Consider the following 20,787-nt stretch of genomic DNA (forward strand, 5'->3'; position numbering starts at 1 on the left):
TCTCGCTTAATGTGACTTAAACTCACAATGAAGAACGCCATGCCCTTACCACCTCTTTATGCTCTGCGCGCCTTTGAAGCCGCCGCACGCCTCGGCTCTTTCAGCAAGGCCGCAGAATTACTCAATATCACGCCTGGAGCGGTGAGCAGGCATATACGTACCCTTGAGGCCTGGTTTGATTGCGAGCTTTTTACAAGGAACGGGCCCAGGGTAAAGGTGAGTGAAGCCGGGCGGCTTCTTGCCAGTCAGCTGACAGAAGGTTTTCTGAACATCGAACGGGCCTGTCACGCTTTCAGAAGCAACCGCCAGCTTTTACGACTTAAGGCGCCTTCAACGCTTACCATGCGCTGGCTGCTTGACGTGCTTAATGCTTTTCGGGAAAACCACGTCACCCCTCGTACCGAAATCACCAGCGTGTGGATGGACACGGACAGCGTGGACTTTATAAGCGAGCCATATGACTGCGCCATTCTGCTCGGTAACGGAAACTTTGGTGACGCGACCGAAAGCAGAGCGCTCTTTGATGAATGGCTGATCCCGGTCTGCTCGCCGGCAATGCTGGATAAAGCACGGCACCAGCTCCCGGAGTGTGAGTTGATTCACCCATCGCCCGACCGGCGCGACTGGCGCAGATGGCTGAGAGGGACAGGGCGCTTTCCCGGACTGAATCTGACCGGGGGCAAGGTGTTTGACACGCTTGAACAGGGAAATCTGGCCGCCCTGAGTGGTCACGGCGTATCGGTAGGCGATCTTCTGCTGAGTCTGGACGCCATTAACGGCGGGCTTCTTTCTCTTCCGTTTAATGAGGCGGTGGCCACCGGGGATGCTTACTATCTTGTCTGGCCACGAGACTCAGTAAAAAAGAGCAATATTGAGCTACTGCTCAGCTGGTTAAGGCTTCATGTCAGGGCCTTGCCTGAGGGCGACCTTATTTTCATTAAAAGGGAAGAAATGCCCCTGAAACCTGTAGACAGAAGTTAAGCCTGTAGGCTTTTCTCAGAACCAAAATAATAATGTTGTTAAGTAGGGGGCCGGCGCTGTCGAGCCCTTTTTTCCAGCCGAAGGGTTATCTTTCTGGCGAGGGCTGGTTGCTAAATCCTGACTGCTGGACAACGGCGGATAACAGCCACAGCCTGGATCTGTCCTCCGGCTCCCGCTTGTCAGGTGTCTTATGTGGCCCGACGGATATCGGACCACATATACTCAGGTTATACAGCCTTTGACGGCTGAGGTTACCGCTTCCGTCTGCCGCCGTTCCCCCTTAAGGCTCGCCGTTAAGGCGGCAAACCGGTTACGCGCGCTCCGGCGTTTTAATGGTTCAGCCCTGTAATTTCCTCAGGCAGCGATCCATCGCGCTGACTACCCAGTCGATGTCGTGCGTCTGGAAACAGAGCGGTGGGCGGATTTTCAGCACGTTGCCGTATGGCCCGGCAACGGAGGTCAGCACAAACTCCTCGCGCAGCGCCTCCACCAGGTCAAGCGCCAGACGCTTATCAGGCTGCTTACTTTCCCTGTCTTTCACCAGCTCAAAGCCAATAAACAGACCCGCGCCGCGCACTTCACCGATGCAGGGGTAGGTCGCCTGGAGCGATTGCAGGGCCGCCAGAAGCGCGGCGCCGGTTTTCAGACTGTGCGCCTGAAGCGCCTCCTGTTCAATCACATCCATGACCGCATGCGCCGCCGCCATGGAGACCGGATTGCCGCCGAAGGTATTAAAGTAGGGCAGCGCATCGCTAAACGCCGCCATGACCGGCGCTTTCGCCATTAACCCCGATACCGGAATGCCGTTCCCCATGGGTTTGCCGGTGGTCACTACATCGGGCACCACGCCGTGTCGGGCAAAGCCCCAGAAGGCCTCGCCGGTGCGGGCAAAACCCGGCTGCACTTCGTCGGCAATAAAGATGCCGCCGTTCTGATGCACGACATCTATCGCCTGCTTCAAAAAGCCGGGCTGGCCGGGTAAAACGCCGTCTGACGAGAAGATCGAGTCGGCAAGAAAGCCCGCAAACTTAATACCCTGCGCGGTCATGTCATCAATCTGCTTCTGAATCTCCTGCGCAAACCATGCGCCCTGATCCGCCGTCTGGATGCGATAAAAATCGGGCGGCGCGACCAGCCGGGTATGCGGTGAAAGCGGCTGACCGCTGCCCAGCGCAGGCGAAACGCCGGAGGTAAGGGCGCTGGTGCCGTGATAGGCTTCTTTTGAAACGATGATCCCCGTGCCGCCGCTCCAGCACTGGGCAATGCGGATAGCCAGATCGTTCGCTTCGGATCCAGTACACATGTACATGGCCCGATCGATTTCAGCGGGCATAGTGGCCAGAATGCGATCGCTGTACGCCAGGATCGACTCGTGCAGATAACGCGTATGCGTATTTAACTGCATCATCTGCTTGTGCACCGCGTCCACGACCGCCGGATGACAGTGGCCAATGCTGGCGACGTTGTTATACATATCCAGATACTGATTGCCTGCCTTATCCCACAGATACTGGCCCTGTCCGCGCACCAGATGCACCGGATTGCGGTAAAACAGCCGATAGGACTCGCCCAGCACCTGGCTGCGCTTATCGGTCAGTTGTCGAATGTCCGGCGCCAGCGTTTCCGCGTGTTCAGCACGAAAGCTGTTGGTATCCATAATGGTTGATCGTACCGTCATCGTGACTCCTTGATGTTTGTGCCGCCCTGCTGCGCGCAAAGCGCGGCAGGGCTTGTATAAGCGTTAGTCGGTTTCTGCGGCGACAGAGGTCTGCGCGATAGCGCCGCGGCGGGACTGGGTGGTAAGAAAATAGAGATAGCCAGCCACCATAAAGCCCACAAACAGCGCGCCGATCTGCGGGTTAAACCACAGCATCGCGATCAGGCAAATCACCGCGCCGCACAGGGCGATGCCAGGGATCACCGGATAGCCCGGCGCACGGTAGCTGCGCGCCAGTGTGGGATCCGTACGACGCAGTTTAAACAGGCTCAGCATGCTCATGATGTACATGACGATCGCGCCAAATACCGACATCGTGATCATCGCTGCGGTCAGGCTCATTCCCTGAAAGCTGATGCCGTCCGAGAAAATCGCGAGGATGCCGACCACGCCGCCCGCCAGAATCGCCCGATACGGCGTGTTGAAGCGCGACAGCTTCGCCAGCGACGGCGGTAAATAGCCTTCCCGCGCCAGCGCGAAGAACTGGCGAGAGTAGCCCATGATAATGCCGTGAAAGCTGGCGATCAGTCCGAACAGCCCAATCCATACCAGCATGTGCATCCAGCGCGAATCGTTACCGACCAGCATTTTCATCGCCTGCGGCAGGGGATCGTTAATGCCGGACAGCGTGCGCCAGTCGCCTGCGCCGCCCGCAAACACCATGACGCCGATTGCCAGCACCACCAGCGTTAAAATGCCGCTGATATAGGCGCGAGGAATCGTGCGGCGCGGGTTTTTGGCCTCTTCGGCCGCCATAGCAACGCCTTCGATAGCCAGAAAAAACCAGATAGCAAAGGGGATGGCGGCAAACATGCCGGACACTGATGTCAGGGAGAACGCCTCCTGTCCCGCCCAGCCGTGCGCCACAAAATTCGCCAGACTGAAGCCTGGCGCCACCACGCCCATAAACACCAGCAATTCAATCACCGCCAGCAAAGTGACCAGCAGTTCAAAGGTGGCCGCAATGCTTACCCCGATGATGTTGAGCCCCATAAAGATCAGGTAGGCGCAGACCGCGATAAGTTTGGGGTTCACCTCCGGAAACTGCACATTGAGGTAGGCGCCTATCGCCATGGCGATGGCCGGGGGCGCGAACACAAACTCGATTAACGTGGCTATTCCCGCAATCAAGCCTCCGGTATCGCCAAAGGCGCGACGACTGTAAGCAAAGGGACCGCCTGCCTGCGGAATAGCGGTCGTCAGTTCGGTAAAGCTGAAGATAAAACAGCTGTACATGGCGGCGACGAAAACCGTCGTGACCAGAAAGCCCAGGGTACCCGCAGCGCCCCAGCCATAGCTCCAGCCAAAATACTCTCCTGATATAACCAGGCCTACGGCGATGCCCCAGAGTTGCAGGGTGCCCAGGGTGGGTTTCAGTTTCTCTTTCATCACTGCGTTCCCCCGTCTGTGTAAAGTGAAAAAGGCGATGCCTGAAAAGCTGACGGGTAGATGATGGACACAGTGCCAACAGAAAAACTTGACCGCAGAAAACAGAAACTCGTCGGCTGGGGTCAAGTTGCCCCTGCCTGGTCCGTCTTCACTCTGCTGAAGTCAATTTTTGCCTGCTCTCCTGTCAAGCGTGCAGGGATGGTTCAGCGCCATGCTGAATCCACACGCAGAGAGAGGGAGCCAGACATGAGCATCAAGCAATATGACACCTTAAGTAACGACGCTATTCTTCAGCTTGCCCGTCAGGCGTTGCAGGCCTATCCCGCCTGTCTGGGCGCTGAGGTCAAACTTCTGTGCCGTTCCGAGAACGCGACTCTGTCTGTCAGCACGCCGCAGGGCCGCTATGCGTTACGTATTCACCGGGGCGATTACCACGCTAAGCAGGATATTGAAAGCGAGCTTCACTGGCTGGATGCCCTTCAGGCCGCAGACATCTGTGTGCCGGTGGCCGTGAGCGACGGGCAAGGTAAGCGGGTTCAGACGCTTTCCCTGCCTGATGGCGGTGAGCGCTATGCGGTGCTGTTTCACTGGATAGAGGGCGATATGCTTACCGATGCGGTCGATCCTGCGGCATTTCGCCAGTTAGGCCGCATCACCGCGCAGCTGCATCACCACAGTCGCCGCTGGCATAAGCCGCAGGGGTTTCGCCGTATTGTCTGGGATCATCACAGCATGGTTTCCCCGGCAGGCCACTGGGGCGACTGGCGGGATGTGGCTGGCCTGGCGCGGTCGCAACATGGGGTAATAGAAGAGACGCTGGCGCATGTGGGCCGCGAGATGGCGGCATTTGGCCAGTCGCCCGACCGCTACGGCCTGATCCACGCCGACCTGCGCCTGACCAATCTGCTGGTTCACAAAGGCGAAACGCGGGTGATTGATTTTGATGACTGCGGAATGGGCTGGTATCTGCACGATCTTGCCGCGGCCATCAGCTTTGTCGAGCATCACCCCAGCGCCCCGCAGTGGGTGGAAAACTGGTTAAACGGCTACGAGCAGGTGGCCCACGTCAGCGATGAGGAGCTGGCCATCGTTCCGTCGATGCTGATTCAGCGCCGCATTCAGCTTACGGCCTGGGTGGCCTCCCATCGGGAAACAGAGATGGCCCGCAGCCTGGGCGACGGCTGGGCCGACGATACGGTGCGTCTGTGCCGTCGCTACCTCGAAGGCGCCAGCTTGCCGATTGGCGTTTAGCGCACTCTGGCGGTGCCTGCATGGCTAATCACAGTGCAATCTTCGCCGGAACGGCGCTAAGTGGCTGTTATCCGGCGCCGGATGGCTGGTATGTTTTTTGCAAAAGCTAAAGATGTTCAGTTTCAGGCGGAAAACATCATGACCAGCAGATTTCCAGAGGTCGCGCTGACGGCCATGTCCAGCGCTGGCAGCAGTCACCGTGGCGTCCTGTCGGCGGCCGCGACAGGACTGGGCGATTTTATTAACGCCCAGGGCGGCGATGTGGATCGCATTTTTGGCATCAGCGGCATCGATCCTGATACGCTCGCCTGTCCAACGCTGAGTCTGGATCTGGTGAATTACTGCCGGGTGCTGGAAGAGGCCGCCACCCAGGCGGGCGTGGACAATTTTGGTTTGCAGTATGGTCATCAGTTCCGACCGCAGTCTCTGGGACTGATCGGCTATATCGGTTTATGTTCGGCAACGCTGGAACAGGCGCTGCGCAACGTGGTGAATGCCTTTCCTTACCACCAGCACAATACCTGTATCCGTCTGACGGAACACGGCGATTGCTGGCAGCTGGATTACCAGGTGCGTCACGGCGCGATTCTTCTGCGACGACAGGATGCAGAGCTGACGTTAGGCATGTTCCTTAACCTGATTCGCCACGCCGCAGGGCGCTACTGGGCGCCGCGCGAAGTTCATTTTGAGCATCCGCGCCCTGAGCACTGGCATGAGCACTGCAAAGTATTTGATGCGCCGGTTTATTTCGATCAGCCGTTTAACTCGATGATCATTGCTAAAACGGATCTGAGCCGCAAAATGCCGGATCACGATCCCATGCTGCTGCTGGTGATGCAGGATGCGATCCGGCGGCTCAGCCCGCCAGCGATTACGCAGAATACCGTTAATCAAACGCGCACCGACATTCATCTCCAGTTATTGAGCGGCGAACCCTCGCTGGAAATTATCGCTGAGAAACAGGGGTTATCGGCCTGGTCGCTACAGCGGCGACTGCGCGATGAGCAAACCAGCTTTTCCGCCCTGGTCGACAGCGTCCGCAAAGAGATGGCTACGCACTATCTCAGGCAGCACCATTTATCGGTCTCAGAAATGGCTCTGTTACTGGGCTATTCTGAAGTCAGCGCCTTCTCACGCGCGTTCCGGCGCTGGTTTGGTTGCAGCCCGCGCGACTGTCGTAAATCGCAAAATAGCCTTTTCTCTGACGACGAGCCTGTTATTAACGGTCACGCCTCAGGTGAGTAAACCCTTTTTTCGATGAGGCTGGCGGGGACTTTTGATGATGCTCTTATTGCTTACAGCGGTCTGCCTCAGAGGCTGACTAAATCAGCGCCTGATTAAACGGAAGCCTGATGGCAGGCAACAGCAGATACCGGCATAAATAACAACACCTGACAGAGAGGCCAGGTGTTTGACTGAAAAATTATTTTAATATTTCTTATGGTTATCTTACTGGGCTGCGACAGTCTTACAGTTGTGGCTGTTTAGCTTGAGTCCGAGGCGCCCGGCGGCCAGCTCGTTTTCAGTGTGGGTCGCGGAAAATACAAACCCTTTCTTTAACAGTCCCGTCGTGTAGTATTTATTGTACATAAAAGACCATATTAACATGACGAAAAAGGGCGCAATGCCGAGGCTAACGAAGGCCAAAATAATTAAAATCACGAACAAACCAATAAAGGTAATAAAATCTTTTCTGAACAGAGCGGGAAACGCGCCAAAGAAAAGGGTTGTCCATGAAAAGCCGTAAAAACCAGAAGTCGTTTCCCCCGTCTGCGGATTTTCCATTGTTATTTTAGTTGCCATGCGTAATCTCCATTTTTTTAAGCCGTCTAAAAATAATTAACTGTTTTTTACCTGAACAGAAAAGCGCGAGCTGTCTGCTTTCCGTCACGCCTGTCGGGAGACATGCATTCATGGTTCTCCTTTTCTGGCGAGCGGCTGTCAACTCCCACTCCGTTATCGGCAGAAAGGAATTTTACTTTAGCTATTTTTATCTGTTACCCTTGACTGACGCTCCGGCGTCATAAAGGGTTTCAGCGGCCTGTGATAGCCCTGGCTGATGACTGTTATTCAATTAATACGGATGCCGTGCTCAACGTTTGTCGGCACTTTGGGAGGATAGCTGCCTGTTCGTCTGGTTATGAGGAAATTAAATCAAATATTACAGCCCCAGCGGCCTGACCTCCTGAATGAAATCAATTAGCAGGCGAAGCCCGGTCGGGACTTGCCGACGGCTTGAATAGTAAATATGAAAGCCGTCCTCAAGCGGAGACCATTCGGTAAGAACCAGCCTTAGCCGTCCGTCTTTTACATAAGAGGCAACCAGCGGCTCCGGAAAATACATCAGGCCTGCCCCGCCCAGCACGGCGATGAGACCTGTTTCCGCCTGGTTGACGGTAAACGACCCAGGCACGGCGATTTGCAACGCCTCGCCGTCCCGCGCCAGTTCCCAGCGGTAAATCCGGTTGTCGCCCAGACGGCTGCTGATGCAGCGATGACGGGAGAGATCGTCAGGATGCGCGGGCGTTCCATAGCGCTCCAGGTAGGCGGGTGAAGCCGCAATCACCCAGCGGATGTCCGCAGACAAACGTCGGGCGACCATATCTTCCGGGACAGTTCCGCCATAACGGATACCGGCATCGAAACCTGCATCAGTGACATCAACCATCAGGTTGCTGGCCACGACATCAATTTCAACATCGGGGTAGCGATCCATAAAAGCCGGCATGACAGGAGCCAGCAGCAGATTCGCTGCTTCAACCGCGGCATTGATGCGGATACGGCCGCTGGGCGTGTCACGAAACCGGTTGAGGGATTCAAGCGCGCTGTCAATGGCCTCAAAGGGCTTATGCACAGACTGAGCCAGCACATCGCCCGCAGCCGTAAGCGTGACGCTTTTAGTCGTGCGATTGAGCAGGCGAACGCCGAGTCGGGTTTCCAGATTTTTCAGGGCGTGGCTCAAGGCCGATGCGCTTACCCCTAATTCAACCGCCGCACGACTAAAACTGCGATGCCGTGCGATAGTCAAAAAATAAATCATATCGGCAACGTCAGCTCTGCTGGTTTGCATACCGAATGGTTCTCCCTATCGTGAAGCCTTTTTTGCGGATGCCGTTTATCTTCCTGCTCTTTGTCGTCCACAGGGCCGATTACTGAAGCGGCCATAATACCGCTTATAGACCGATCGTCGCTATGGATTGCTGAATTTGCTTCACAAGCCCTTCAGGCCAGAGCCGCTAACTAAAGACGATGCGCCTCTTTATTCTTGAATGTTCTGCAACCCTGCTCGCGAACCTTCTCCGGGTCGGGAGATGATATAACGGAGCCATCTATGAACTACACGCATTTGGGGCGCACCGGCCTGAAAGTCAGCCGCCTTTGTCTGGGAACAATGAATTTCGGCGACGTCACCGACGAGGCGATGAGTTTTCGCATTCTGGACGCAGCCGTAGAGGCGGGAATAAATTTTATCGATACAGCCGACGTGTATGGGACGGAGCAATCACCTGACATCAGGCAGGGTTCAGGCCTGTCCGAAGAAATTATTGGACGCTGGCTTCAGCAGGGCGGTCGACGCGACCGTATCGTTCTGGCCACTAAGGTTTATCAGCCTATGGGACCCGGCCCAAACGATCGCCGCCTGTCGGCTTATCACATTCGCAAAGCCTGTGAAGACAGTCTCCGGCGGCTCCAGACCGATTATATCGATCTCTATCAGATGCATCACATCGATCGTCACACCCCCTGGGAAGAGATCTGGCAGGCCCTGGAAATTCTCGTTCAGCAGGGAAAAGTGCTTTATACCGGCAGCAGTAATTTTGCCGGCTGGGACATCGCCACCGCGCAGTCTGCCGCCAGCGCGCGCCATTTTCTCGGCCTGGCGGCCGAGCAGAGCCTGTACAATCTGACGGCCCGAACCGTTGAGCTGGAGGTCATTCCCGCCTGCCGCCATTACGGACTGGGGTTTATACCCTGGAGTCCGCTGGGCGGAGGGCTGCTCAGCGGCGTTCTGAAACAGCCTGTCGGCGGTCGCCGCGCAAGGCCTGCTTTCGCCCGCCAAATCGAACAATACAGAACGCAGCTTGAAGCCTGGGAAGGGTTATGTAAGGAAATGGGCGAAACGCCGTCGAATGTCGCTCTTGCCTGGCTCCTGAAAAACCCGGTCGTCACCGCTCCGCTGATTGGGCCGCGTACCCCTGAGCAGCTAAAAGAGGCGTTGCACGCCATAACCATCGATCTCTCTGAAGAGACGCTACGTCGCCTCGATGAGATCTGGCCGGGACCTGGCGGAGAAGCGCCGCAGGCTTATGCCTGGTAGCCCCGGTTTTCCGTCCAGCTTATCGATCAAATACGGGCGCCGTGCGGGTAAGCCCTGCGATTGCCCCGGCGCCGCAGACAATCACGCACGCTGAAAGCCGGTTCAGAACCCGATATTGACGCGCGCCATAATGACCTGGGAGCGGCTTTTCTGCTGAGCGAGTCCTGCCGTGCCCTGATAGGCAATACCGGGGGTAATGTTGTGGGGAAGCAGCAGATCAAAACCGGCTCCCAGCGTCAGCGATCGCTGGCTCTGTTCGTAAAGAGGGAGATGCCATGTGTCGTTAGCCACATCGGCGTAGCCCACGCGCGCGCTGCCGTTGTCATTGGTGAGCTGCGAGTATTCCAGACGGCTATGCAGCTTTATCACGCCCCAGCTGGCAAGGACGTTGTGCTCTCCGCGCAGGCCGGCAGTGGTGACACTCTGCGCGATTTCCTGAGAGGCGTAGGCCAGGTTAAAGACGCCTGCGTTGGTCTCGCTGTAGCTATCAAGCCAGGTACGGTAATACTGAACGCGCGCATAGGGAGAAAAGAGACTCAGAGGGGTTCTGAACTCGTAGCCCGTGGTCAGCGACGTAAATACCTGATGCCCGGAGCGACTGCCGCGCGCAACAGCATCGGACTCGCTGACGTGTCGTCTGCTGTCAAATGAGAGTGCGTTGTAGCCTGTCAGGCCATCAACAAAGAAAGCGTTGGGATGCCAGCTACCGTAGACGGCCGAACTGACTGCGCGTCCATTGGTACGCGACCCCGCGTCGCCAATATCGCTGACGTCGCGACCGAATCCGAGTCCTGTCCCGGCCGTAAAGGCTGGGGTGAAGCGGTAATCTGCTCCCGTGGTGATCCCTGCCGTCGTGTGGCTGAAGCGTACGGTATCGTCTTTGTCATGACCAAAATCGATGTACCCGCCGGTCCACCAGGAGAGGCGGCTGTTGTCCTGACCAGCAGCAAAGGGGGACGCTGGCGCAACCAGAGGGGGCTGTAAAAAGCTGTCCCGTTGTTGACCTTGTGCCTGCCAGGCTGAAGACCACAGCGTATTATCCCTGTCCTGCTCCGGGCGGCTGGCAGGCAAAGTGAACCGGATCGCGTTGTTCCCGGAAGGCAGCATCGCGCCGCTATGCAGCTGTTCCAGACGATCGTTGAAGTTACGGATCTGGGCGCGGGCGAAGTGCTGCGCAGCCTGTACCTGCGCGCTGATAAGGCCAGTCACATCCGCGTCTGAGGCGGGATCCGGTCGCGCGGCAATGGTAAAGGTGACGCGCGCAGGCTGCGTAGCGCCGGATGCGCTGGTCAGCGTATAGCGCAACACCACGGTTCCGCTCGCCTGTTGAGCCGCAGTGAACAGCAGCTGATAGTTTCCGCCTGAGGAGGAGATCGACGCGGTGCCTGAATCGGCTTGCGGCTCGTCGAGCAACTGCGCGCCCGTAAAAGGACCTCCCGTCGCGCCTTCTGAAAGAGGGACTTTGACTGACTGTCCGGCGTAAAGCTGGGCTGTATGATCGGCAGCGATGGCGGCGGGCGTCACCGTCAGCGTATAGACAGAGTGGATGCTGGCGTTGTTTGTGTCGGTTGCCGTCAGGGTAAAGGAAAACGAACCGGCTACCTGCGGAGTGCCTGTTAGTGCGCCTTCGGCAAATGTCATGCCCTGAGGCAGGACGCCGCTCAGTTGCCAGCGATACGGGGCGGTGCCGCCGGACGCGCTGAAAGCATGGAGATAAGCGCTTCCAGCGGTGCCATTGGGCAGCGCGCCGCTGGCTGGTGACAGGGCAAGGGTGACTTTCGACACCGTTAAACTGACGGTGGCCTCCACAGAGGTGCCGTAGGCATTGGTAGCGGTATAGGTAAAACTGTCGCTGCCTGAATAGCCGCCGGCAGGCGTATAGCGGATGCGGGTGCCAGTGACCTGCGCGGCGCCGTGGGCAGCCTGGCGGACAACAGCCACGCTGGTGACCGAGCCAGCAATGGAAAGGGTAATGGCGTTGTCGCTGCTGTCTGCGTTTACGTTTGCCGTCACCGGGCTGACAACCGGAGCGGTCCCGCCTGCGGCGACGCTAAGGCTGTAGTGAGCGGTATTGCTGGCGCCATAAAAATCTGTTGCGGTGATCTGCAGGCTGTAGCTGCCTGCAAGCGCAGGAGCGCCGCTTATTTCACCGGTGCTGCCGTTAAGGGTTAATCCCGCAGGCAAGCCGGTTGCCGCCCAGGTGTAGGGACCGGTGCCGCCGGTAGCGGAAAAAGAAACAGACAGGTTCTCACCCACTGTTGCGCCGGGCAGGGCGCCGGAGGCGGGAAGAAGGGTCAGCGTGGGCGCGGTGACCATAATCAACACGGTGGCGTTTGACGAGGTACCGGCTGCATTCGTCGCGTTCCATCTGAACGAATCTGCGCCGGAAAAACCTGATGTCGGTGTGTAGGTCAGGGTCGCGCCGCTGAGGGTCACCGAACCGTGCGCGGGCACGGACGCGATCGCATAAGAGTTTGCAGAGCCGCCGCTGGTGGGCAGGGAGATAACATTGCCTGAGCTGTTTGCCGCGACGGTGACCGAATTGTTGTTTGCTATTACAGGCTCTACCGCGCGCGTAGCGTCTACCGTGTAAGATTTAGTGCTGCCATCCTGAGCCGTGACCAGGATACTGATAGCTGTCGTGCTGCCTGCCGTCAGCGTTATGGCGGCAGACGCCGATCCTGATGACACAGGGTTACCGTTAACGGTAATGGTCGCATTTGCCTCTGCCGAAACCGGCGTCAGCGTTATACTGGATACGCTATTCGCAACCGCAACACTGTAGTGTGTGGTGCCAGCCGCAAAGGAGGGCGTCAGCGCACCAGTGGAGACCGACAGGCTGCTGAGGGTTGCGTCGCTCGATGGCGTGGCAGCCGCGCCGGTACAACTAAACACCACATTACTTATCTGCCCGTGGGTTGTGCTGAGACGCAGGCGTAAACCATTTGCGGCCAGGCTGCCGGCAGCAACGCTGAGCGATTCTGTATGAGCAGAGGTGCTGGTGGACTGAGAGGCGTAGTAGGTTTGCGTGCTGGTATAGCCGGTAGTGGTTAAACCGATGCTGTCCGTATTCATCGCGCTCTGACCGTAGCCAGCGCCGCTGTCGGTAAAGCTGACAACCAGCGCGTCGGCGGCGTCGAAGTCAGAAGCCGGAAAAGCATTAGCGGCAAAGGTGAGCGACGTTGAACCACTGAGAGAATTAACGGCGCTACAGCCGTTTGATAACGCATGCGCAGAGGTCATTGTTGAGAGCGCAACAAAAATGGCAATGGGCAATACCACCGCTTTTTGCAGTCTGGAAAAACGAAGTGCCATCATTCACCCGACAATTTTATGATTATAAGTTATTGAGAATAAAATTATTGGGTTCAGGCTATCATGAGGTAAATCGCCGCGATTGGCTGAGCTAAATCCTTTTCATATTTTATTTCCGGGCATTCCTGGAGGCGGCGGAGTAAGGCGGGGAGCTGCTGCGTAACTTTATTTTCCCGTTTTTATCTTTGATGAAAATACGGCCAGACATCTTTACCCGCTAAGCCTGGCCAGATAAGGCATAAAGGCGCAGGCGGGATGCCAAGGGGCATAAGCGCGTTAAAGTGAAACTCCTGGAGTGCAAGAGGCATAGAATTCAGGCGCAGCGTTTAACCGTGAACATCGATATGGTTTGCGAACCTGCTCGAGCTTTATCAGTAAAATATCGGCATCAGGATGAATAATAACCGGGAAGGGCGGGATTATTCGCGGCGATAAAACGGGTATCACCGGTCTGTCCAGATAGTTATCTCAAGCCAGGAAGATATTTATTCAGGCGGTGGTGCGGCTGAAAAACTTCTCTCTTTCTGGCGGTCGCGAATAAAACAGCAGCCGCGACCACCGGTCGCGGCCCAAAACTTATGCAGACTGCCACTCGCTTTCCACATCAGCTTTCGATTTGGCCAGAATAACCTTGTTATCGTCCACTTCTTTTACCCAGCTAAAGGGAATGATGTGGTGTTTGCCGCCAGCCTCAGGATCGCTTTTAGCAAGCTTGATTTTGTCTTCACCTTCGAAATGGTCCACGATGCCAACGTGTTCGCCGTTAACATCGACAACCTGAGCGTGATCTAAAATATCTGATTTGCTTACCATAATGCCTCCATCCTGGTTATCTGTGGGAATACTCATCTAGAGTGCTTCAAGACCCCTTAAGCCTGGTCAGTAAAACCCGGTTCGGTCAAGTCAGTAACAAAATGAAATATCCGGCATGCCCGTTACAACAGAGGAATCCTCTGTCTGTTAGCGCCATAAGCCATTTTAAAATCTGCTCGCGCCGCGCCAGCCAGCACCGGTTTATATCAGCCAAAGCGCCGGTTCACTGGCCCTGATCCGCGCCAGAAAAAAAGGGGCGTGGAAAAGTCGTCTACACTGTCGGATGTTCCTTAAACCCTCCGGCACCAGAGGAGAATCCGTGAAGAAATCCATAGCAGACGATGAGATGCCCATCATTATTCCCGACACCAGCTTCAACCAGGTGCTAAGCCCTGAAACTACCAACAAGATAAATACTCAGGATTTTCTTTCACGCGGTATCGATGAGTTTACGCTGCCCGACTTTACGTTGCCTTTTGGCTATCGCCTGGTGAGCTGTCCCGATGAAAAGCAGTATCGCATGGTGACCTGTGAGCCTGAGCCGGAAACGATATACGCCGTCAGGCTGGAAGAGACGCAGGATTTTACCTCGCCGGAGCGCGCCTGCATTCAGGTTATGGTGTGGCGCACCCGTCAACCTGAACATGAGCATGCGGTGCATGGCATCGCCCGTCGCTTCTTCCGCTACTTTCTGCAAACCTACTCCGTTATCGTCACTGACAGCGCGCAAACCAATGCCGCGCGTGTAATGTGGGAAGGAATGATTGCCTGGGCGTTGCGCGATCCGGGCCACTACGTTTACATCTATAACGCCTCCTGGCAGGACAAAAAGCTGGAGCGCGTGCGGGGGTGGGATGAGTTTTGCCAGCACTGGGCAGGCTTCTGCTGGGGAGCCGAGCCAGAAAGCCATCTTAATCGGCGCGTGGTGATTAGCACCGTACAGCTGGATTAACAGCGTGCCCGACAGGGCAGAAGGCGGGGAAAAGGCGCTCTGTCGCCGCGCGCGCCGCGCAGCGACAGAGCGTTGTGATGATCACAAACTACTGGTAAAGCCCGGCACAAAGCGATCGACATCGACCTCCATAAACTGCGAGCGCTGAAAGCTCTTTTTCAGGTCATAAGGCACGGTACAGTCGTAAATGGTTTTACAGGTAATGCCGTGCGCCCGGATAGAGGGGCTAAACGCAGGATCCTGTGACGGATCAAGCGGATGACAGCGCACACCGGGAATAGTGATGGTATCCACATCGGCCTGATAGCGGGTGGTCATCGCCCAGATGACGTCGTTCAGATCGAAAATATCCACATCCTCATCCACCAGGAACACATGCTTAAGTTCCGAAAAGGCAGAGAAGGCCAGCAGGGCAGCCTGACGCTGACGTCCTTCATCCTGCTGACTGCGCTTGTTGATCTGTAGCACAGCCATATATTTACCGGTTCCCGGCGAAGGGCAGTGGACATTTTTAACCAGCCCCGGCAGGGCGCGCTCGACCATGTCGAGAATACTGGCTTCAGTGGGAATACCCGCCAGATTGGTATGCTCGTCGCTGGGTCCGATACAGGTTTGCAGCACAGGGTGCTGGCGGTGGGTGACGGCTTTCACTTTGATAACCGGCACCGCCGCCTGAGCCTCGCCGGTGTAGCCCGGAAACTCAGGCATCGCTTTGCCGCTATGCGTATGCTGATCTTCCTGAACGCGATAATTGGGGACCAGTTCGCCCTCAATGACAATTTCCGCATTGGCGATAGCGCGCGCATTAACCGCAACGCCCTGGACCAGCTCTACCGCGCGTCCGCGCAGGCCACCGGCAATCGCCAGCTCATCAAAGCCCAGCGGCGTGGTGGGCGGCTCAAAACAGGCGCCGATTTCAATGGCGGGATCGACGCCGATACTGATAGTGATCGGCAGCGCCTGGCCTGCCTGCTCTGCTTTAATACGGAACTGATCGAGATGGCGGCCCGGAACGAAATACATCGAAATTTCGTCTTTGCCCTGCACGCAGAGGCGGTGAATAGTTACATCATGCTCACCCGTTTCCGGATCGGCGGCGTAGCACATACCCAGGGTAAAGTAGGGACCTGCGTCTTCAGGCGTGTTGGTCGGCGCGGGCAGCAGGGTGCGAATATCGAATCCTTCGTCAGAGGCCAGGTGGACCACCTCCTGACAGACGGCTTTATCGTTAGGAATAACCACCGGCGCGATGGCGCGATGCACCGAGTCGCGCAGCAGCTGCGCCAGATTCTCTTTGGGGACGCCCAGCAGGCGCGCCACCCGCTGGCGCGAAGCCAGCAGCCCGATCAGGACGCGAAAATCGTCATAGCCTTTTATCTTGTTGAAAACCATCGCCGGCCCGGTGCGCGTAGGACGCATTACCGTGCCGCCTGCGCCGACATAGCGATAAACGCCTGACAGCTCCGCCGCCGGATCGACCGGCTCGCTGGTTTCAAGATATTCACCGTCGTACTGTTTTAATATTTCGATGGCGGAACGGAGATCAAAACTCTTGCCTTCCGGGGAGTGATGCGCGTTGTCTGTCATGTTGTTCTCCTGAAAAAAAAAGAGGGGCAGTCAGGTTGTTAGCGGGCAAGGCCCTGCCAGCGGGTTGACTGCGGGGTGTCCAGTCCGAACTGATCGAGTACGCGACCGGCAATATGGTTTTCCACATCGGCAAGCGTGCGGGGATGGTTGTACCAGGCAGGCACGGGGGGAATGATGCTGACGCCCATGCGCGAGAGCGCGAGCATATTTTCCAGATGAATGGTATTCAGCGGCGTCTCCCTCGCGACCAGCACCAGCTTGCGCTGCTCTTTCAACACCACGTCCGCCGCGCGGCCAATCAGTCCTTCAGCGTAACCGCTGCGAATGCCTGCCAGGGTTTTCATGCTACAGGGAATGATGATCATGCCGTCCGTGACAAAAGAGCCGGATGAAAGCGTCGCGGCCTGATCGCCCGCGCTGTAACAGACGTCCGCCAGCGCTTTAACGTCGTTGAGATGCAGACCCGTTTCGTGTTCGATGGTGGTTTTACCCCAGCGCGAAACGATCAGATGCGTCTCTACATGCGGAATGTCAGCCAGCTTGCGCAGCAGCGTCACGGCGAGCGGCGCGCCCGTCGCGCCGGTGATACCGACAATGATTCTCATGCAGCCTCCCGATACAGGTAGAGAGTGGATTACTCACAGGAACAGAATGTTTCGACAGGCTGAGGATAATGGCGCGACTGATAAGGATCTAATTGCTATTATGGGATTATTAATAAGGATTCATTATCAGGTGGCCTGTGGAATACCCGAAACTTCGTTCTTTTATCACTCTGGCGCGCACCCTGCATTTTGCTCAGGCGGCAGCAGAGGTCAGCCTGACGCAGCCTGCATTGAGCCAGCATATTCAGTCGCTGGAAAAGAGCTGGGGCGTAAAGCTGTTTGAGCGAAACAAGCGTCAGGTCAGCCTGACCGTTGAGGGACAGTTGCTGCTGGATGAGGCCGAGCGCACTGTGCAGCGGCTGGACAATCTGCGTGCGACCGTCAGCGAGGTGGCGGCAGGCAGTCGCGGCGTGCTGCGGCTCGGCTATGTCGGCACGGCGGTGCTGGAGCCGCTGCTGGTCAGCGCGCTAAGAAGTTTCAGGAGTCAGTTCCCGCAGATACGTCTGGAGCCGGCAGAATATAACGTCGATCAACAAATTAGCCTGCTACAGAGCGGGGAGCTGGATGCCGGCCTTTTACGTGGCCCGTTGCCCGCTTTTCGCTTTATCGCCTGTCGGGAAATCCATCGGACGGCGTTATGCGTGGTGCTGCCCGATAATCATCCGCGCGCCAGCGACAGGCAGATCGACCTGCGCGATCTGGCGGACGAAACCCTGATCGTTCAGCAGGATCCGGATGGCGTGGGGCTGGGGGGCGCTGTGCTGCGTCTCTACACGGAAGCCGAACGGGTGCCGACAACAATAGTGCGCGCGCGCGATGTGAATACGGCCATCGATTATACGGCGATGGGCATGGGAATAACCTGTATTCCCTCTTCACAGCGCCATTTTTTGCGCCATGACGTGGTGGCGTTGGATATTAACGCGACAAATATTACCACCTCTCTCTATCTTTGCTGGAAAGAGGGAAGAAAAAATGCCGACCTGATGAAGTTTATTAAAAATACCCGACAGCTGTTTATGCCTGCGGCTGAAAAGATAAAATAGCCTGCATAATCCACGCATTATCCTGACCACGAAACTTTTTCGCCAAAATAAACGCATGTTTCCTGATGTAATATTTGTTTCAAAATAAAGAAATATCCTGCCGTGACCTTTTCCACCTGAAAATGATGTCTACACTCAATTTTCATGCTTCGTTTATCTCCACCTGTAACCCGAAATCATTACTCTAAGACTAACGATCGTCCCGTTGCCTTAATTGAATCACTTATGCATAAAGCGCAGACTGCATCCAGCATAAACGAAAGAATGATTATCTGAATCAGGAGGTTATAATGCACGCTGGCCAAGCGCCGGTTCGGGAATGGAACACGCGCCGCAGTGAAAAAGCGCGTCGTCTCGCCTCTTTTCCCGTAGACGGTAAACTGATCCCTACTGAAAGAGCGGTAGAAGCGCTGGAGAAATTAATAGCCCCAGGCGACCGCGTTGTCCTTGAAGGAAATAACCAGAAGCAGGCGGATTTTTTATCACGTACGCTGGCAGAGGTTAATCCGGCGAAAGTTCACGACCTGCATATGATTATGCCCAGCGTGGGCCGTAGCGAACACCTCGATATTTTTGAAAAGGGCATCGCCCGTAAACTCGATTTCTCTTTTTCCGGCCCGCAAAGTTTACGTATTTCCCAGCTACTTCAGGATGGCCAGCTGGAAATTGGCGCTATCCACACCTATATCGAACTCTATTCCCGACTCTATGTGGACCTCAGCCCAAATGTGGCGCTCATTGCCGGTTATAAAGCTGACCGCAAAGGCAATCTCTATACCGGTCCCAGCACCGAAGATACGCCAGCGCTGGTGGAAGCTGCCGCGTTTCGTGACGGCATCGTTATCGCTCAGGTTAATGAGCTGGTGGAGGATGAAAGCGATTTGCCGCGCGTCGATATTCCGGCCTCCTGGGTGGATTACATCGTGGTGGCGGACAAGCCTTTCTTTATCGAGCCGCTGTTTACCCGCGATCCTCGCCTGATTAAGCAAGAGCACATCCTGATGGCGATGATGGCCATCAAAGGCATCTACGCCGAACACCAGGTGCAGTCGCTCAACCACGGTATCGGCTTCAACACCGCGGCGATTGAGCTGCTGCTGCCGACCTACGGCGAGCAGCTTGGGCTGAAAGGCAAAATCTGTCGGCACTGGACGCTTAACCCGCACCCGACGCTGATTCCGGCGATTGAGAGCGGCTGGGTCGAGAGCGTGCACTGCTTCGGCGGCGAGTTGGGCATGGAAGAGTATATCCGCGCCCGTCCGGATGTCTTCTTTACCGGCGCGGATGGATCAATGCGCTCGAACCGCGCCTTCTGCCAGCTGGCGGGTCAGTATGCGGTCGATATGTTTATCGGCGCGACGTTGCAGGTAGACGGGCTGGCAAATTCTTCTACCGTAACGCGCGGGCGTCTTTCCGGCTTCGGCGGCGCGCCCAATATGGGGCACGATCCGCACGGCCGCCGTCATGCGACCCCTGCCTGGCTCAACATGATTACCGAACCGGACCCGATGCAGCGCGGTAAAAAACTGGTGGTGCAGATGGTGGAGACCTTCCAGGCGGGCGCGAAGCCGACTTTTGTCGAGCAGCTCGACGCGGTCGAGGTGGCGAAATCCTCCGGCATGCCGCTGGCGCCGGTAATGATTTACGGCGATGACGTTACCCACGTCCTGACCGAGGAGGGCATTGCCTATCTCTACCGCGCCGACAGCCTCGAAGAGCGCCGCGCGATGGTGGCCGCCGTGGCGGGCATTACCGACATCGGGCTTGGCGTTGACGCCGCGCGCGTGGCTGAACTGCGTAAAAGCGGCAAAGTCGTCTACCCGGAAGATATGGGGATCCGTCGCTCAGACGCCACGCGCTCGCTGCTCGCCGCGGGCAGCGTGGCGGATCTGGTCGAATGGTCCGGCGGTCTCTACAACCCACCGGCCAAATTCCGGAGCTGGTAATGAAACTCCTGTCACAGACTCAAGCCGAGGTACAGATCGGCCAGCTGGCGGCAATCGCACGCAGCTGCCTGATCGATGAAGCGCGACTCAGTCCGAAGCCGGGTCTGGTGGACAGCCGCGGCAACGGCGCGCATCGGGATTTAACGCTGGCGCTGATGGAGCGTTCGGCCAGCAGCCTGCATCCGACCTTTTTGCAGCTGGCGCGTCAGTGCTGGCGGCGTCCGGCGGACATCGCCCTGCGCGAAGCGATAGGGCGTCTGGGACGCGAAGGGGAGCAGCAGATGATGGCCGCCACCGGCGGCGTCAACACCCATCGCGGAGCGATCTGGGCGCTGGGTCTGCTGGTCAGCGCCGCCGCGATGAACGGCGGCCGCGCCGATGCTGAGCAGCTTACCCGCACAGCGGCCGCGCTGGCCAGTCTGCCCGATCGCGCCGCGCCGAAACTGTTCAGCAAAGGGCTGAAGGCGAGTCATCGCTATGGCGTTCCCGGCGCGCGGGAAGAGGCTCAGCAGGCTTTTCCTCACGTCATAAAGCTTGCGCTGCCGCAGCTGCTGCGCAGTCGCGCCGCCGGCTCCAGCGAAAGCGACGCCCGCCTTGACGCGCTGATGGCGATTATGACCTCGCTGAGCGACACCTGCGTGCTGTCACGCGCTGGGCTGGTCGGCCTGCAAACCATGCAGGCAGGCGCGCGCGCGGTCCTGCTGGCCGGCGGCTGTATGACGGTCGAGGGGCGGCAGGCGCTGGCGCGGCTTGACGCCGACATGCTGGCGCTGAACGCCTCGCCGGGCGGCGCGGCCGATCTGCTGGCCGCCACGCTGTTCATTGACAGGGTATGCCTCACTGCCCATCACGCTTTTTTCTAGAGGA

General features: G+C 57.0%; 16 protein-coding genes. 8 read left to right on the forward strand and 8 right to left on the reverse strand.

Going from position 1 to position 20,787, the window contains the following annotated elements:
- Positions 1 to 39: 39 nt before the first annotated feature.
- Positions 40 to 981 carry a LysR substrate-binding domain-containing protein gene (locus BBB56_RS03915; protein WP_123799426.1) on the forward strand — a complete coding sequence of 314 codons (942 nt, stop codon included), beginning with the start codon at positions 40 to 42 and terminating at the stop codon, positions 979 to 981.
- A gap of 337 nt (positions 982 to 1,318) precedes the next feature.
- On the opposite strand, the gene BBB56_RS03920 is transcribed toward BBB56_RS03915, so the two are convergent.
- Both BBB56_RS03920 and eat read right to left on the reverse strand, forming a co-directional pair.
- The gene (locus tag BBB56_RS03920; protein ID WP_123798990.1) at positions 1,319 to 2,659 is read right to left on the reverse strand and encodes an aspartate aminotransferase family protein; all 1,341 of its coding nucleotides are present in this window, start codon (positions 2,657 to 2,659) and stop codon (positions 1,319 to 1,321) included.
- A gap of 63 nt (positions 2,660 to 2,722) precedes the next feature.
- Positions 2,723 to 4,087, reverse strand: a complete 1,365-nt coding sequence (gene eat, locus BBB56_RS03925; RefSeq protein ID WP_123798992.1) for an ethanolamine permease — start codon at positions 4,085 to 4,087, stop codon at positions 2,723 to 2,725.
- Between the two features lie 246 nt (positions 4,088 to 4,333).
- On the opposite strand from eat, the gene BBB56_RS03930 reads away from it, so the two are divergent.
- Positions 4,334 to 5,338: a phosphotransferase enzyme family protein gene (locus BBB56_RS03930; protein WP_199756188.1), complete on the forward strand. Its 1,005-nt coding sequence runs from the start codon at positions 4,334 to 4,336 to the stop codon at positions 5,336 to 5,338.
- 138 nt (positions 5,339 to 5,476) lie between these two features.
- Positions 5,477 to 6,583 carry an AraC-like transcriptional regulator QhpR gene (gene qhpR / locus BBB56_RS03935; RefSeq protein WP_123798996.1) on the forward strand — a complete coding sequence of 369 codons (1,107 nt, stop codon included), beginning with the start codon at positions 5,477 to 5,479 and terminating at the stop codon, positions 6,581 to 6,583.
- 204 nt (positions 6,584 to 6,787) lie between these two features.
- Here qhpR and BBB56_RS03940 read toward each other — a convergent pair whose 3' ends face one another.
- Both BBB56_RS03940 and BBB56_RS03945 read right to left on the reverse strand, forming a co-directional pair.
- On the reverse strand, positions 6,788 to 7,141 hold the full coding sequence (locus BBB56_RS03940; RefSeq protein ID WP_199756189.1) for a hypothetical protein: 354 nt from the start codon (positions 7,139 to 7,141) through the stop codon (positions 6,788 to 6,790).
- A gap of 358 nt (positions 7,142 to 7,499) precedes the next feature.
- Positions 7,500 to 8,408: a LysR family transcriptional regulator gene (locus BBB56_RS03945; RefSeq protein WP_123798997.1), complete on the reverse strand. Its 909-nt coding sequence runs from the start codon at positions 8,406 to 8,408 to the stop codon at positions 7,500 to 7,502.
- Between the two features lie 261 nt (positions 8,409 to 8,669).
- Here BBB56_RS03945 and BBB56_RS03950 point away from each other — a divergent pair, with 261 nt between their 5' ends.
- Positions 8,670 to 9,656 carry an aldo/keto reductase gene (locus BBB56_RS03950; RefSeq protein ID WP_123798999.1) on the forward strand — a complete coding sequence of 329 codons (987 nt, stop codon included), beginning with the start codon at positions 8,670 to 8,672 and terminating at the stop codon, positions 9,654 to 9,656.
- A gap of 102 nt (positions 9,657 to 9,758) precedes the next feature.
- Here BBB56_RS03950 and BBB56_RS03955 read toward each other — a convergent pair whose 3' ends face one another.
- Both BBB56_RS03955 and BBB56_RS03960 read right to left on the reverse strand, forming a co-directional pair.
- Positions 9,759 to 12,974, reverse strand: a complete 3,216-nt coding sequence (locus BBB56_RS03955) for an autotransporter family protein (RefSeq protein WP_233592986.1) — start codon at positions 12,972 to 12,974, stop codon at positions 9,759 to 9,761.
- 573 nt (positions 12,975 to 13,547) lie between these two features.
- Positions 13,548 to 13,784, reverse strand: coding sequence for a DUF2171 domain-containing protein (locus tag BBB56_RS03960; protein ID WP_123799001.1), 237 nt, complete (start codon positions 13,782 to 13,784; stop codon positions 13,548 to 13,550).
- Positions 13,785 to 14,103: 319 nt separating this feature from the next.
- On the opposite strand from BBB56_RS03960, the gene BBB56_RS03965 reads away from it, so the two are divergent.
- Positions 14,104 to 14,736, forward strand: coding sequence for a hypothetical protein (locus BBB56_RS03965; protein WP_123799003.1), 633 nt, complete (start codon positions 14,104 to 14,106; stop codon positions 14,734 to 14,736).
- Between the two features lie 81 nt (positions 14,737 to 14,817).
- Here BBB56_RS03965 and BBB56_RS03970 read toward each other — a convergent pair whose 3' ends face one another.
- Positions 14,818 to 16,323 (reverse strand): UbiD family decarboxylase, encoded by a 1,506-nt coding sequence (locus tag BBB56_RS03970; RefSeq protein WP_123799005.1) that lies wholly within the window; start codon positions 16,321 to 16,323, stop codon positions 14,818 to 14,820.
- Between the two features lie 38 nt (positions 16,324 to 16,361).
- Positions 16,362 to 16,928 carry a non-oxidative hydroxyarylic acid decarboxylases subunit B gene (locus BBB56_RS03975; protein WP_123799007.1) on the reverse strand — a complete coding sequence of 189 codons (567 nt, stop codon included), beginning with the start codon at positions 16,926 to 16,928 and terminating at the stop codon, positions 16,362 to 16,364.
- A 137-nt stretch (positions 16,929 to 17,065) separates the two neighbouring features.
- Here BBB56_RS03975 and BBB56_RS03980 point away from each other — a divergent pair, with 137 nt between their 5' ends.
- The 3 genes from BBB56_RS03980 (at position 17,066) to BBB56_RS03990 (ending at position 20,783) form a co-directional block, all read left to right on the forward strand.
- Positions 17,066 to 17,974, forward strand: a complete 909-nt coding sequence (locus tag BBB56_RS03980; RefSeq protein WP_123799009.1) for a LysR family transcriptional regulator — start codon at positions 17,066 to 17,068, stop codon at positions 17,972 to 17,974.
- Positions 17,975 to 18,264: 290 nt separating this feature from the next.
- Positions 18,265 to 19,920 carry a malonate decarboxylase subunit alpha gene (mdcA, locus tag BBB56_RS03985; RefSeq protein WP_123799010.1) on the forward strand — a complete coding sequence of 552 codons (1,656 nt, stop codon included), beginning with the start codon at positions 18,265 to 18,267 and terminating at the stop codon, positions 19,918 to 19,920.
- Positions 19,920 to 20,783, forward strand: coding sequence for a triphosphoribosyl-dephospho-CoA synthase (locus BBB56_RS03990; protein WP_123799012.1), 864 nt, complete (start codon positions 19,920 to 19,922; stop codon positions 20,781 to 20,783). Before mdcA ends, BBB56_RS03990 begins: the two co-directional genes overlap by 1 nt.
- Positions 20,784 to 20,787: the final 4 nt, after the last annotated feature.

It is taken from the genome of Candidatus Pantoea deserta (genome assembly GCF_003813865.1).
GTDB classification, from domain to species: Bacteria; Pseudomonadota; Gammaproteobacteria; order Enterobacterales; family Enterobacteriaceae; genus Pantoea; species Pantoea deserta.

Coding starts and splice junctions, on each gene's coding strand:
- BBB56_RS03930 (WP_199756188.1), top strand. CDS start 4,334: ATGAGCATCAAGCAATATGACACCTTAAGTAACGACGCTATTCTTCAG.
- BBB56_RS03920 (WP_123798990.1), bottom strand. CDS start 2,659: ATGACGGTACGATCAACCATTATGGATACCAACAGCTTTCGTGCTGAA.
- BBB56_RS03950 (WP_123798999.1), top strand. CDS start 8,670: ATGAACTACACGCATTTGGGGCGCACCGGCCTGAAAGTCAGCCGCCTT.
- eat (WP_123798992.1), bottom strand. CDS start 4,087: ATGAAAGAGAAACTGAAACCCACCCTGGGCACCCTGCAACTCTGGGGC.
- BBB56_RS03945 (WP_123798997.1), bottom strand. CDS start 8,408: ATGCAAACCAGCAGAGCTGACGTTGCCGATATGATTTATTTTTTGACT.
- qhpR (WP_123798996.1), top strand. CDS start 5,477: ATGACCAGCAGATTTCCAGAGGTCGCGCTGACGGCCATGTCCAGCGCT.
- mdcA (WP_123799010.1), top strand. CDS start 18,265: ATGCACGCTGGCCAAGCGCCGGTTCGGGAATGGAACACGCGCCGCAGT.
- BBB56_RS03960 (WP_123799001.1), bottom strand. CDS start 13,784: ATGGTAAGCAAATCAGATATTTTAGATCACGCTCAGGTTGTCGATGTT.
- BBB56_RS03990 (WP_123799012.1), top strand. CDS start 19,920: ATGAAACTCCTGTCACAGACTCAAGCCGAGGTACAGATCGGCCAGCTG.
- BBB56_RS03915 (WP_123799426.1), top strand. CDS start 40: ATGCCCTTACCACCTCTTTATGCTCTGCGCGCCTTTGAAGCCGCCGCA.
- BBB56_RS03970 (WP_123799005.1), bottom strand. CDS start 16,323: ATGACAGACAACGCGCATCACTCCCCGGAAGGCAAGAGTTTTGATCTC.
- BBB56_RS03955 (WP_233592986.1), bottom strand. CDS start 12,974: ATGATGGCACTTCGTTTTTCCAGACTGCAAAAAGCGGTGGTATTGCCC.
- BBB56_RS03940 (WP_199756189.1), bottom strand. CDS start 7,141: ATGGCAACTAAAATAACAATGGAAAATCCGCAGACGGGGGAAACGACT.
- BBB56_RS03975 (WP_123799007.1), bottom strand. CDS start 16,928: ATGAGAATCATTGTCGGTATCACCGGCGCGACGGGCGCGCCGCTCGCC.